The organism is Lysobacter enzymogenes (assembly GCF_900106525.1).
In the GTDB taxonomy this organism is placed as follows: domain Bacteria; phylum Pseudomonadota; class Gammaproteobacteria; order Xanthomonadales; family Xanthomonadaceae; genus Lysobacter; species Lysobacter enzymogenes.
Genome location: NZ_FNOG01000001.1, coordinates 305,956 through 319,616 on the forward strand (window position 1 = coordinate 305,956; position 13,661 = coordinate 319,616).

At 70.8% G+C, this 13,661-nt stretch carries 10 protein-coding genes; all 10 read right to left on the bottom strand.

What is annotated here, in order from left to right:
* Position 1: 1 nt before the first annotated feature.
* Positions 2 to 997: a hypothetical protein gene (locus tag BLU84_RS01320; protein WP_074861875.1), complete on the bottom strand. Its 996-nt coding sequence runs from the start codon at positions 995 to 997 to the stop codon at positions 2 to 4.
* Positions 998 to 1,159: 162 nt separating this feature from the next.
* Positions 1,160 to 2,485 (bottom strand): ABC transporter permease, encoded by a 1,326-nt coding sequence (locus BLU84_RS01325; protein ID WP_074861878.1) that lies wholly within the window; start codon positions 2,483 to 2,485, stop codon positions 1,160 to 1,162.
* A 12-nt stretch (positions 2,486 to 2,497) separates the two neighbouring features.
* Entirely contained in the window at positions 2,498 to 3,664 is a 1,167-nt protein-coding gene (locus tag BLU84_RS01330; RefSeq protein WP_074861882.1) for an ABC transporter permease, read from the bottom strand.
* A gap of 13 nt (positions 3,665 to 3,677) precedes the next feature.
* Positions 3,678 to 4,370 (bottom strand): ABC transporter ATP-binding protein, encoded by a 693-nt coding sequence (locus tag BLU84_RS01335; RefSeq protein ID WP_074861885.1) that lies wholly within the window; start codon positions 4,368 to 4,370, stop codon positions 3,678 to 3,680.
* Between the two features lie 256 nt (positions 4,371 to 4,626).
* Positions 4,627 to 5,895: an efflux RND transporter periplasmic adaptor subunit gene (locus BLU84_RS01340; RefSeq protein WP_074861888.1), complete on the bottom strand. Its 1,269-nt coding sequence runs from the start codon at positions 5,893 to 5,895 to the stop codon at positions 4,627 to 4,629.
* 198 nt (positions 5,896 to 6,093) lie between these two features.
* Positions 6,094 to 8,118: a GEVED domain-containing protein gene (locus BLU84_RS01345; protein ID WP_139174533.1), complete on the bottom strand. Its 2,025-nt coding sequence runs from the start codon at positions 8,116 to 8,118 to the stop codon at positions 6,094 to 6,096.
* Positions 8,119 to 8,370: 252 nt separating this feature from the next.
* The gene (locus BLU84_RS01350) at positions 8,371 to 10,452 is read right to left on the bottom strand and encodes a DUF7933 domain-containing protein (protein ID WP_074861895.1); all 2,082 of its coding nucleotides are present in this window, start codon (positions 10,450 to 10,452) and stop codon (positions 8,371 to 8,373) included.
* A 422-nt stretch (positions 10,453 to 10,874) separates the two neighbouring features.
* Complete coding sequence (locus tag BLU84_RS01355; RefSeq protein WP_211664496.1) at positions 10,875 to 11,531, bottom strand: nucleoside 2-deoxyribosyltransferase domain-containing protein; 657 nt, start codon at positions 11,529 to 11,531, stop codon at positions 10,875 to 10,877.
* 22 nt (positions 11,532 to 11,553) lie between these two features.
* The gene (locus BLU84_RS01360) at positions 11,554 to 12,930 is read right to left on the bottom strand and encodes a leucyl aminopeptidase family protein (RefSeq protein WP_074861898.1); all 1,377 of its coding nucleotides are present in this window, start codon (positions 12,928 to 12,930) and stop codon (positions 11,554 to 11,556) included.
* Positions 12,927 to 13,658 (bottom strand): HAD family hydrolase, encoded by a 732-nt coding sequence (locus BLU84_RS01365; protein ID WP_074861901.1) that lies wholly within the window; start codon positions 13,656 to 13,658, stop codon positions 12,927 to 12,929. Before BLU84_RS01365 ends, BLU84_RS01360 begins: the two co-directional genes overlap by 4 nt.
* Positions 13,659 to 13,661 lie beyond the last annotated feature (3 nt).

Below are 13,661 nucleotides of genomic sequence, written 5' to 3' on the forward strand. Positions count from 1 at the left end.
GTCAGGCGAGCAGGCGCTCGATCAGCAGGTGCAGCGCGATGTAGCCCAGCGCCGTCGCTGGTATGACCAGACTGCGCCACAAGAACATCGATTCGATCCGGCGCTGTTCGCGCCGGTGATGGCGCAGTTGCCGGCGCACCATCGGCAGCAGCGGATCCTCGCGCCACGGCGCATCGGCGGCGGGTAGCGGCTGCGGTGCGGGAGCGGCCAGCAGTTCGTCGATTTCGGCTGTCTCCATGCGCGGATGCCAGCCTTCGACGAACGGCGTTCCCGCGCGGCGGCGCAGGGTCGTCGCGGCGACGTAGGCGGCTTCCACCGGAATGCCGTACACATCCAGTGGCAGCAGCAACGGTGCGTAACGCTGGCCGGGCGCGTCCAAACCGCTGATTCGGCGCAGCCATGCCGGCGCGCGCGCGGCATAGCGGCCGGGATCGCGCAACAACAGCTGCAGGCCTTCGCAGTCCACGCTCGACAGCTGCGCACGGTAACGGCGCAGGCCGACCACATCGGCCCAGACGATCAGGCCGAAGTCGGGCGAATGCACGCCGGCCGCATCGATGCGCAGCTCGCGCCGGTGCATGCGCGTACGCCAGCGCCATACCGAGCCGGTCGCGCCCAGGGCAGCGAGCGCGGCGGCCAGCAGCGCCGGGATGATGCGGCCCTGGGACGCCTGAGCCCACGCCAGCCACCCGCACGCGACGGCCGCTGCGACGAACACAGCGATCGTCCATCCGGGATCGCCGCCGACGCCGCGCACGCCGCCGTCGCGCAGCGCATCGCGCACTTGCGCGTGGGTCTGCGCGGGCGGGTCGGCATCGATGCGCCAGGCTGCGATCGCGCAGGCCGCGGCAGCGGCGGCGCCTGCCAGCAACAGGCCCAGGCCCAGCCAGGGCGACGATATGCCGGGCCCGGGGGTTTCGAGCGCGAGGATCATCGTCGACATCCCCAGCACGGTCGCGGCCAGGGTGTAGCAGCGCTTGCGGACAATGGCGTTCATCCGATCCTTGGACACGATGGCGTCATCGAAGCCTAGCGCGCAGCGGGCTGAGGCTGCCAGCGATCCCGGCGGGCGCCGCGTCGCCGCAACGAAAGAGCCCCCTTCGAGGAAGGGGGCTCCGGGATCGCACCGACATTCGGCGCCGCGGCTCGGCGCCTGCGCTTACAACGCCCGCAGCGCCGCCGTCACCGGCAACGTCGCCGCGCGCAGCGCCGGGAACAGGCCGCCGACGAAGCCGATCGCCAGCGCCCACTTCAATCCGCTCCACAGCAAGGCGCCGGTGACGCGGAAGTCGAAGGTCAGCTGGCCGACGCCGCCGGCGATGGTGGACGCGGTGTAGCCGTTGAAGATCGCCCACGCCAGCAAGCCGCCGATCAATCCGCCGACCAAGGCCAGCAGCATCGTCTCCAGCATCACCGCCACCACCACCGGCAGGCCGCGGAAGCCGATCGCGCGCAGGGTCGCGATCTCGCGCGCGCGGGTGGCGACGGTGGCGAACATGGTGTTGAGCGCGCCGAACACCGCGCCGATGGCCATGATCGAGCCGACCACGATGCCGATGACGCGGATCACCGTGGTCATGGTCTCGGACTGCTTGGCGAAGTACTCGGCGGTGGTGGTCACATCGACCTGCAGGCGCGGGTCGCCGGCCAGCGCGGCCTTGAAGCTCTTGAACTCCTTGGCCGAGGTCAGCTTGGCCACCACCGCGTTGCGCGAGGCGCCGCGGCGGTAGGTCGCCGCGACCATCTCGGCGTCGGCCCACACTTCCGAATCCATCGCGTCGCCGGACTTGAACACGCCGACCACGGTCCACTGCTCGCTGCCCAGGCGGATCTGCTTGCCGACCTCCAGGCCGGCGAACTGGCGCTGCGCGCCGCTGCCGACGACGACTTCGCGCTTGCCGGTTTCGAACTTGCGGCCCTGCACGATCTTGACCTGCGGCCGCACCAGCCAGGCGCGGTCGCCGACGCCGCGCAACTGCACGCTGCCGTCCACGTCGGGCGCCATGCCCTTGACCGGCAGGTTGGCCGCGACCACGGTCTCCGGCGAAGCCAGCGGGCGGCCGTCGGGGCCGCGGGCGATGCCGGGCACCTGTTCGATCACGTTGATGCTGGCCAGGTCCAGGGTCGACATCACTTCCGCCGCCGAGGCGCCGCGCAGCACCAGCACGCTGTCGTCGCTGCCGGTGCGCGAGAGCGTCTGGCGGTAGCCTTCGGCCATCGACAGCATCGCCACCAGTACCGCGACCACGCCGGCGATGCCGATCACCACCACCGACGAGGAACCCAGCCGCTGGCGCAGCGTGCTGATGCCGACGCCGGCGACCGAGGCGGCCTGCTGGCCGCTGCGGGTCAGCAGCATCCACAGCGCGACCGCGGCGGCCAAGGCCAGCAGCACCGGCCACGGCGCGATCGCCCACAGCGCCAGTCCGGCGATCAGCGCGAGCGCGGTGAGCAGGCCGCGGCCCCATTTAACGAGCTTGTTCATGTGCAGTCTCCGTTAGCGCCCGGACAGGGCGTCGACGATGTTCAGGCGCATCGCCCGGATCGCCGGCAGCGCGCCGACCACCAGGCCGATGGCGACCATCAGCCCGAGCGCCATCGCCCAACTGCTGCCGCTGATCGGCGGCACGTTGATCGCGCCGCGGCTAGCGGCGCTGACGATGGGGCCGAGCACGCGCGCCAGGCCCACGCCGATCACGCCGCCGATCAACAGCAGCAGCACCGATTCGGCCAGCACCAGCATCAGCACGCTGCGGTCGGGGAAGCCGATGGTCTTGAGCACCGCCAGTTCCGAGGTGCGTTCGCGCACCGCCTGGGCCATGGTGTTGCCGGTCAGCAGCACCAGGGTGAAGAACACCGCGCCCATGATCGAGCCGACGATCAGGCCGATGTCGGCCATCTGCTTCATCCAGTTGGCCGCCGAGGCCGCTTCGGTCTGGGTCTTGCTCTCGTGGTCGGAGTTGGCCGAGATCGCGTCGATCGCCTTGGCCACGCGGTCGGCCTGGTTCACATCGCTCACCTCGGTGATGTACCAGCCGACCTGGCCGCGGTTGTACGGGTTGGAATCGTCGAAGTACTTCCAGTGCAGCAGCACCATCTGGTCGTACCAGCCGCCGGTCTTCTTGTCGGCCGCTTCGATCACGCCGACGATGTCGAAGCTCCAGTTCTTGCTGCCGTCGCTGGTGGGGAAGATGGTCGACTGCAGCGGCAGCTTCTGCCCGACCTTCCAGCCGAAGCGCTGCATCAGCTGCGCGCCGACCAGCACGCCGGTGCGGGTGTTGTCGAAGGCCTTGCGCTGGGCTTTGTCGACCTGGATTTCCGGATACAGGTCGAGATAGTTCGGCGCCACCGCGAAGCTGAAGATCTGGTTGTGCGGATCCTGGTACGCGCCGCCGAACCAGTTGGCGTAGGACACCTGCTTCACGCCCGCCACCTGGCCGATGCGGTCGTTGAGCGACATCGGCAGCGGCTGGATGAACGACAGCCGCGAACCGGTCTGCAGGCGTTTGACGCCGTTGGCGCTGTTGCCGGCCTGGTCGAAGCTCTCGCGCACGCCGTCGAGCAGGCCGAACAGCAAGAACGCGGCGACGATGGACAGCAGGGTCAGCGCCGTGCGGGTCTTGCGCCGCATCAGCTCCGCCCAGATGAGATGGAAATATTTCATGGCCGGTCTCCGCTCAGTGCGCGCCGGGCTGCTGCTCGACCAGGGTGCCCTTGTCGAGGTGCAGGGTGTGGGTGGCGTACTCGGCGGCCTTCGGGTCGTGGGTGACCATGACGATGGTCTTGCCGTGTTCGCGATTCAGCAGGCGCAGCAGGTTGAGGATTTCCTCGGCCGACTGGCGGTCCAGGTCGCCGGTGGGTTCGTCGCAGATCAGCAGGGTCGGGTCGGAGACGATCGCGCGGGCGATCGCCACGCGCTGCTGCTGGCCGCCGGACAGTTCGTTGGGGCGGTGGCTGCGGCGCTCGGCCAGGCCGACCAGGGTCAGCGCGATCTCGGCGTTGCGCTTGCGCTGCGCGCCGCCCAGCGGCGACAGCAGCAGCGGCAGTTCGACGTTCTTCTGCGCGGTCAGCGCCGGCATCAGGTTGTAGAACTGGAACACGAAGCCGACGTGGCGGCTGCGCCACTGCGACAGCTGGCCCGGGCTCATGCGGTCGATGCGCTCGCCTTCGATGGTGATCTCGCCGCTGCTGGGGTTGTCCAGGCCGCCGATCAGGTTGAGCAGGGTGCTCTTGCCCGAGCCCGACGGGCCCATCAGCGCGACGAAGTCGCCCTTGGCGATGTCCAGGTTGATGCCGTGCAGCACTTCGACCTTTTCCGGGCCGCGCTGATAGGTCTTGGTGAGGTGATTGATCGAAACCAGGGTGTCCATCTTCGACGTCCTCGGGCGGTGTGCGGATGCGGTGTGGGTACGGAGGCGGGTACGCGTGCGGAACCGGCGGGCGCCGCGCGCACGCAGGCGCGCCGGTCGCGGACCGGTGGAGCGCGCGCGGCGCTGAGGCTGCCGCGCGGGGTTGCGGCGGCGGCCGCCGGCCGTAGGGCCGCGGTCGCCGTGGATCGTCGCTGCGTCCGCGTCAGCGCGTGGGCGCGTCGGCGTTTGCGCGCGTCAACGTGGTCGCGTCAACGCGTCAATGTGTATCCGACGAATCGGCGCCGTCGTTTTCGACACGCACCTTGGCGCCGTTCTCCAGCGAGTCCGGCGGGTCGAGCACCACGGTCTCGCCGCCGCTGAGGCCGGCGGTGACTTCGCGGTCGTCGCCGAGCTTGCGGCCCAGGGTCAGCTCGGCCTGGCGGGCCTTGCCGTCTTCGACCACGAACGCCACGTCCTTGCCGCCGCGCTGGGCCAGCGCGGCGTTGGGCAGCATCGCGCTGGGCTTGGCCGGAGCGGCGCCGGCGGGCTTGGCCGCGGCCTGTTCCAGGAAGCTGACCCGCACGCCCATGTCGGGGACGATGCGCGCGTCGCGGCTCTTGATCGCGATGCGCACCTTGACCGTGGCCTTGCCGCGGTCGGCGGTGGGGATGATGGCGATCACCTCGGCCGGGATCTTCCAGTCCGGGTAGGCGTTGAGGGTGGCTTCCACCGGCATCTTCGGCTTGACCCGGCCGATGAAGGCTTCGCCGACGTCGACTTCGATTTCCAGCGAATCCATATCGACGATGGTGCCGATGCCGGTGCGGGTGAAGCCGCCGCCGGCCGACAGGGGCGATACGATTTCGCCCGGCTGCGCGGCCTTGGCGGTGACCACGCCTGCGAACGGCGCGCGCACGATGGTGTTGTCCACGCCCAGGTCGGAGATGCGCAGGCTGTCGCCGGAGACCTTGACGTTGCGCTGCGCGGTCACCAGTTGCGCGCGCAGCGAATCGCGCTGGGCGATGGCTTGATCGTATTGCGAGCGCGACACCAGTTGCTGCTGGGTCAGCGACGACAGGCGCGCGGCGTTGGCCTCGGCTTCCTTGAGCTGGGCCTGCACGCGCGCGACGTCGCTCTGCGCGGCCGCGAGCTGGGCGGCGCTGAGCTCGCGCTGGGCGTTGGCGTCGATCGGGTCGAGCGTGGCCATGATCTGGCCTTCCTCGACGCGCTGGCCTTCCTCGATCATCACCTCGCGCACCTTGCCGGTGATCTTGGCCGAGACCGTGGCGATGCGGCGGGCGACGATGTAGCCGGTGGCGTCGAGCACCGATGCGCCCGCGCCGCCGCTGCCGCCGCCGATCGCGGTGACGCTGGCGGTGCGCACCTGCGCGCCGGCGCTGCGGCCGAAGACGAACCAGCCCCCTGCGGCGGCCGCGACCAGCAATACCGCCACGCCGATCAATACGCCGCGGCCCGGGCCCGAGGGCGCCGGCGGGCGGTTGCGGTCGATGCGGAGTTCCTTCAGCAGATCGGCGGATGCGCTCATGTTCCCAACCAGGACGCCAGACGTTGCGTAGTGTGACCGCGGCACCGATCCGATCCAACCTGCTTAAAGTCAGTTTTTGTCAGCGCCGTTGTCGGCGCCGGGGGCTGACAGTTGTCACCTGCGGCGGGTGTCGGCCGACGCCTGCGCGGCGCCAGCCGGCCCCAAAGCCGGCTGTGCGGGCCCGGCGATGGGCCGGGCTCAGTAATTGGCCGGGTTGGAACTGAAGGACACCGGCACGGTGATGTTGAGGCAGCCGCCAGCCGGCAGCGCGGTCGCGCTGAGGCTGATGGTCGAACCGCCCGCGGCGCCGCCGCTGCCGGCCGAGCAGCTCGCGCCGCCGCTGCCGACGCACTGCCACGGCGCCGACAGGGTCGCGCCGGCGGGCAGGGTGTCGGCGATGGTCGCGCCGTTGGCGGCGTCGGCGCCGGCGGCGTTGCAGGCGGTCAGGGTGTAGGTAGCCGGGCCGCCGGGGGTGTAGGTGGTCGCGCTGTCGCTCTTCACGATCGACAAGGCCGAGGTGTTGAGGCGGTTGGTGAAGGTGCAGGTGACCGCCTGGGCGCGGCCGTTGGCGGCGGCGCCGGTGACCGAGACCGGCAGGGTGATGTTGACGCTGGTGCCGGTGCCGGTCGCGACCGCGGCGCCGGCGCCGTTCACGCAGGTGTAGGTAGCGGTGTACAGCGCGGTGGTCGCGGCGTTGGGGACTTCGACCACGGCGGTGGTGATCGCGGTGGTGGCGATGTTCTGGGCCACGGTGAGGTCGGGCGCGCCCGATGCGCTGTTGTGGTACAGCGTGCGGAAGCCGGTGGTGCCGTTGTGGCCCTGGTTGACCGCGAACGCGGTGCCGCCGATGCCCAGATCGAAACGGCCGGTGGCGCCGGTGGGATTGAGCTGTTTGATGACCCGGATGACCGGCTTGATCTCGATCATGTAGTCCTCGACCTCGCCGCTGTCGACGCGGCCGGTCGGGGTGGCGGGGCTCAGCTGCGCGCCCTGGGTCGCGCGCAGCCGCACGTAGCTGCGGCCGGCGGTGGTGGCGATCGGCACGGTCCAGTTCAAGGTGGTCGAGGTCGCGCCGTTGGCGACCGCGTTGCACACGCCTTCGGCGGTCTCGAACACGCCGTTGCGGTTGAAGTCGATCCAGCCGCACACGTTGCCGGCGGCGGTGCCGCCGCTGAGCGTGGGCGCGAGCGAATAGGTCTGGCCGATCAGGCCGGTGTGCAGGGTCGGCAGCGGCGTGGTCAGGCCGTCTTCGTCGCTGCCGTCGCCGTTGCTGCCGTTGTTGTCGGCGCCGGCGGCGACCGCGTTCGGGCTCGGCGTCACCGCCGGGGTGTCGTTGAACACGTTGGTGTTGTCGGCGTCGATGCTCGCGCCCAGACGCAGGCCGTCGACGATGTGGCTGGCCGCTTCGACCGAGTCGTAGCTGGCCGGCGCGTCGCCGAAGTCTTCGTCGACGCTGGTGGTGACCATGTAGCCGTCGTCGCCGAGCGCGTTGCCGATCGTCGCGTTGAAGACGTTGCGCGCGCCCGACATGCCGATGGTGAAGGTCACCGAGGTCACCGTGCCGTTGACGCGCACGCTGCCGCAACCGGCGAGCTGGGTCGCCGGCGCGGCGATGGTCGAGCAGTTGGTGCCGTTGTAGGTGGCGTTGGCGATGTCCAGCGTGCTGTTGAGCGGCGCGTTGGTCAGCGGCTGCAGGTTCACCGCGCCCGGCAGGGTGGTCAGGGTCGCGCCGGCGGGACTCGAGCCGGCCAGGGTGTGGGTGGTGCGGCCGGCGGTGATGGTGACGGTATCGCCGGTGATGCTGCGCACGCTGCCCAGGCCGAGGAAGTGCACGACCGGATTGGTCACCGGCCGGCTGAAGCTGATCGTCAGGGTGCTGCCGATGTTGCCGCAGGTCACGGTGGCGGCGGCGTTGTTGGCGAAGTTGCACGACGCGCCGACGGTTTGCAGCTGGATGCCGGTGGTCGTGGTCGGCACGTTCGGGCTGAACATCGCCGCCGTCGCGCCGCCCAAGGTGCTCAGCGGCACGTTGTTGGCGATGATCTGCACGTTGGTGCCGCCGGCGAGGGTGTAGGTCGCCGTCAACGCCGAAGGATAGGGCTTGCTCGATGAGCCGGCGGTACCGGTGGTGCCGCTGGCGGTGGCGTTGTTGACCTGCGCGGCCTGCGCGGCCGATCCCAGGCCGAGCACGAGCGCGCACAACGTCGCCGTACAGAATCGCATGCCGGTCGCGCGCGACCGGAAATTCGTGATCTGCATCATTGGATTCCCGAGTGGACGATCGCAAACCCCGACCTCGATCGGGGCCCCAGATGCGATGGGCGGTACGCACTCTATCAGTGCTTAATCCACCAAAACTCGTAACTCAGGAGGTAAAACGCGAACCGCTTCGCAGGACGGACACACGCCGCGTCCTGCCGGGTCGCCGGCCCCGTCGGGGCCGGCCGGTGCGGGCGCGATGCGCCCGCGGTGCTGTCAGTAGCTGCCCGGATTGGGGTTGAACGTCACCGGCACCAACACGTTGATGCAGGCGCCGACCGGCAGGACCACGCCGGCGATGGCGACCGCCGCGTCGCCGGCGCTGCCGCCGTTGGCCGGGCAGGTGCCGCCGCCGGTGCCGCTGCAGCTCCACGCGCCGGACAGGCGCGCGCCGTTGGGCAGCGGGTCGTTGAGGGTGGCGCCGTTGGCCACCGCCGGCCCGCTCGCGTTGCACGCGCGCAAGGTGTAGGTGCTGCCGTTGCCCGGGGTGTAGGTGGCCGACACCGGCTGCTCGCTCTTGACCAGGCTCAGGCTGACGTTGACCGCGATCGGCGCCGGCGTCTGCGCGCACTGCGGATTGCCGGCGGCCGGACACGTCGGCAGCGGATCGGGATCGCCGCCGCCGGCGACGGCGACGTGATTGATCGGCGAGCCGGTCGCGGTGGCGAGGATGGCGACGTTGAGGCGCACGCTGGCGCTGTCGCCGGCGGCGATCGGCGCAGTCGGAGTGAAGGTACAGGTGACCGTGCCGGTGGCCGGCAGGGTGCCGCAATTCACCGCGCCCTGCGCGCTCGACGCCGCGACCAGGCTGAAGCCGGCGGGCAAGGTGTCGACGATGGAGATCGCGCCGCTGGTCGGGCCGCTGCCGCTGTTCTGTACGCCGATGTTGAAGTAGCCGTCGGCGGCCGCGCCGGTCTGGCCTGCGGCGAGCGCGCCGACCACCGACTTGCTGGCGGTGAGCTGCGGCTGCACCACGGTCAGGATTTCGTCGCCGACCAGGTTCACCAGATTGTTGGTGTTGCCGATGCTGGCGTTGGTGTTGTGGTAGACGCCGACGGTGGCCGAGGTGACATCGACTGCGATCTGGCAGGTGCGCAATCCGCCGTTGCTGGCGGCGCCGTTGACGGTGGCGTTGTTGATCGCGATGGAGCCGCTGCCGGCGGTGGCGGTCACGGTCATGCCGCCCAGCGCGGTGCCCAGCGCGCCGCCGTTGGGGCAGCTGGTGCGCACGTTCGGCGTCGGCGCCACCACCACATTGGCCGGCAGCGTGTCGGTGAAGCGGATGCTGTTGGCGGGATTGACGCTCTTGTTGGTCAGGTCGAAGGTCAGCGTCGACACGCCGCCGACGTTGATCGTCGCCGGGGCGAAGCGCTTGATCAGGTCGACCGATGCCAGCGCGAAGGTGACGCGGTACTCGATGGTGTAGGTCGAAACGCCGGCCGGCACGTCCCACTGCGCGGCGATGCCGTTGTCGGTGCCGGCGTTGGTGTTGACGGTATTGTCGAGATTGCCGGTGCCGGTGGTGCAGGCGCCGGTGCCGGTGGTGTTGCCGTAGCACGTCAGCAGCTTGGGCCAGTCGAACCGGCCGGTGAAGTAGCGGTCCCAATTGGGCGTGCCCGACGAGGGCTCCCACCACAGCGCTTCGAACTGGGTGCCCTTGGCCACGCCGACCAGATCGGGGCGGCCGCTGTTGTTGCCGGGACTGGTGCGCACGAAGCCGGGCCCGTTGTCGCCACCCTGCAGATACGTGTCGATGTTCTGGTAGAACTTGATCGACGCGCCGGTGGTCGGCAGGCCGCTCAGGGTGACGCGCCGGGTGAACCAAGCCTGCGGGGTCACATAGCGGTCGTCGATGCTGACGCTGATGCCGTTGTCGGCCGCGTTGCTGGGGCGCAACACCGTGGTCACCTGATAGGGCGAGGCGGCGGAGATCCCGCTCTGCGAGGCCTGGGTGAACTGCAGGAACGGCGCGCCGTTGGAGTTGTCGTTGTTGTTGTAGACGCGCACCGCGCCGGCGCCGCGGTCCACTCGCAGCGAGACGCTGTTGAACATGCTGCCGCTGGAGGGCGTGGCGCCGCTGTTGTAGACCTGGTCGGCATTGCCCAGCCGCACCTGGAACTGGCTGTTGCTGCCCCAAATGACGCGCAGGCCGTCGGAGCCGTCGGCCAGCAGGCCGCCGGTGGTGTTGGCCGTGCGCTGGGTGCTGGCGCCGTTGGCCAGGACGGTGCCGGCGAAAGCCAGCGCGAACGCGCACAGCAGCGCGCCGGCCGTGCGGCCGAGTTGGGTCGAGCGATTCATGGATTCCCCTGTTTCGAGCCTTACTGCGAAGGTTCGGGCGCTGAGGCTGCCTGGCGGCCCTGAGACCCGGACGCAGGCCCGGGCGGACTACAGTGATTCATGGCACTGAATTAATGTGCCACAAATCACATTTTGTCTGAACACGAGTCCGGGCGCCAGTCCCCTGGGACACCCGGAACCGCAAGGAATAACGGGATACGGGCGCGGGAGAGGACAGCGGGCGGCGCGCGGCCCGGCCGCGCCGGCGCTTCGTTTGTGCTGGGCGATCCGGGCGAGCGGGCTGGCGCGGGTTGCGCCTGCGGCCGGGCAGCTGCTCGTTCGCGCGCCGCGTCATCGCGAGATGTTCGAAGGCGCGCCGTCGCCGGGCGTCGCGCGTGTTCGCCGCGATTCGGCGGGTGACGTGTGTAGATCCGAGCGTGCGCTCAGCGCGCGCGTGCGCGGCGCAGTTCGGCCAGCCGTTCGCGCACCGCCTGCGCCAGCGCCGGCAGCGAGTCGTAGCGGGGAATGCCGTAACGCTGGGCGACGATGTCGACGTTGCCCTTGCGCCAGAACCCGTCCGGGCAGGCCAGCAGGACCTTGCCCGAGCCAGCGTGCAGGCCGAGCTCGAGCAGACTGACCGGCGCCTGCGAGCCCGGCGCCAGGTACATCGCGATCACGTCCGCGCGTTGCAGCGCGGTGAGTTCCCATTCCACCTGGCGGCGGAATTCGGGTTCCTCGGCGACCGGCTTCCACGCCGGGTTCCAATCCTCGCGGCGCGGGTTGAGCAGCACCACGCCTTCGTCGGCGAGCTCGCGCGCGAGCTGCGCCTGCCAGTCCTGGGTGCCGCCCATGTCGATGCTGCCGGCGAGGAAGACCTTGAGCCGGTCGTCGGCGGGCACAGGGGCGGGCGAGCGCACCAATTGCGAGCGCGCAACCGTCGACGGCTGCGCCGATCCCGAGATCGCCGCGTTCGGCACGGCGGTATTCGATACCGCCGGATTCGATTGCGCCGCGTCCGCCGCCGGCGTCTGTTCCGCCGCCATCGCCGGCGCCGCAGCCACCATCGCCGCAAACGTCAGCGCGACCGAGCGCGTTCTCACCCCAGGCGCGCGCATCGCAGCCTCAGCGCGCCGCGCGCGACTTGAGCATCGCGTACACCGCGCGCAAGCCCTGCGCTTCGCCGCCGGCCGGGCGGCCGGGGCGGTCGGCGTCGTTCCAGCTGTACACGTCCAGGTGCGCCCAGGCCTGGTCGGCCGGGACGAAGCGCTCCAGGTACAGCGCTGCGGTCACCGAGCCGGCCATCTTCGACGGGCCGCCGTTGGCGATGTCGGCGATGTGGCTGGTGAGGTAGCGCAGGTACGGGCGCCACAGCGGCATGCGCCAGACCGGGTCGCGCTGAACGATGCCGGCGTCGAGCCAGTCCTGCGCCAGCGTGTCCTGGTTGGAGTACAGCGCCGGCAGGTCCGGGCCCAGCGCGATGCGCGCCGCGCCGGTCAGGGTGGCGAAGTCGAGCAGCAGCGCCGGCTTGCGCTCGCCGGCGTAGGTCAGCGCGTCGCACAGGATCACCCGGCCTTCGGCGTCGGTGTTGTCGATCTCCACGCTGATGCCCTGGCGGGTGGCGATCACCTCGCCCGGGCGGAACGCGTCGGGGCCGACGGCGTTCTCGACCGCCGGCACCAGCAGGGTGATCCGCAGCGGCAGCTTGCGCGCCATGATCAGCTCGGCCAGGGCGATCGCGTGCGCGGCGCCGCCCATGTCCTTCTTCATCCAGCGCATGCCGTCGGCGGGCTTGAGGTCGAGGCCGCCGGTGTCGAAGCACACGCCCTTGCCGACCAGGGCCACGTGCGGATGCGCGGCGTCGCCCCATTCCAGCGCGATCAGGCGCGGCGCGCGGTGCGAGGCGCGGCCGACGGCGTGGATGGCGGGGAAGTTCTGCGCCAGCAGTTCCTCGCCGGTGGTCACTTCGATCCTGGCGCCGTGGCGCTGGGCGATCTCGCGCGCGATCTGCTCCAGTTCGGCCGGGCCCATGTGCTCGGTCGGGGTGTTGACCAGATCGCGCACGCGCACGCTGGCGGCGAGCACGGCGAAGACTTCGTCGTCGGCGTTGTCGACCAGCAACTGCGCCGGCGCGCGCGGCGTCGACTTGTAGCGGTCGAAGCGGTAGCTGCCCAGGCCCCAGCCCAGGCGCAGCGCGTCGCGCACGCCGGGCTCGTGGCGGCCGCTGGTGCGCCAGGTCCGCGCCGGCAGCGCGAACGGCGCGTGGCCGTAGGAATACGGGTCGAGCGGATCGCCGATGCCGACCGCCGCGCCCATCAGCTGGCCGTCCGGGCCGGGCAGCAGCACGCTGCTGCCGGGCGAGCCGTCGAAGCCGTGCGCCTGCACCCAGGCGGCGGTGGGGGCCGGCAGCGCGTCGCGCCAGGCGGCGAAGTCGGCGCGGCCGATCAGGTCCAGCGGCAGCGCGCCGGCGTCGGAGGAGGTGAAACCCAGGGGCAGAGTCATGCGGCGGCGGTGTCCGTGCGGGGCGTGCGGTCGTATGGGGCGCGCTCCAGCCAGTCGGCCAGAGCGGTGAGGGTGGAAAATTCCAGGTCCGGGCGCGGGTGATGCGCCGGCCACGCGCGCGCCTCGCGGTTGATCCAGCACGTGCGCAGGCCGGCCAGGCGGCCGCCGACCACGTCCAGTTCGATGTCGTCGCCGACGTGCAGCACCTGCGCGGGTTCCTGCTCCAGGCGCGCGCAGGCGGCGTGGAAGATGCTGGCGTCGGGCTTGGCCCGGCCGTGCTCGCGCGCGCCCAGCTGGAAGCGGAACAGCGGCATCAGCCCGATCCGCTTGAGGTCGGCGTTGCCGTTGCTCAGCGCCGCCAGCGGAACCTTCGCCGCCAGCCGCGCCAGCGCGGCTTCGCTGTCGGCGTAGTGCTCGACTTCGCAGCGCGCGGCGAAGAACGCATCGAACGCCGGCTCGGCCAGGGCGAGGTCGTCGCCGGACTCGCGCAGCATGTGCTGCAAGGTCAGGCGGCGCTGGGTGGTGTAGTCGTGGGCCAGATCCGGGCGCTCGCCGGCGATGCGGTCGCGCAGCGCGCGCACCGCTTCGATGGGATACCGCGCGGCGGTGCGCGGCGCATGCGTGCGCAGCCATTGGTCGAGGATCGCCTCGGCGCGCAGCATCACCGGCGCGATCGGCCAGATGGTGTCGTCGAGGTCCAGGGTGATGGCGCGGACGGGGAAGCTCATGCC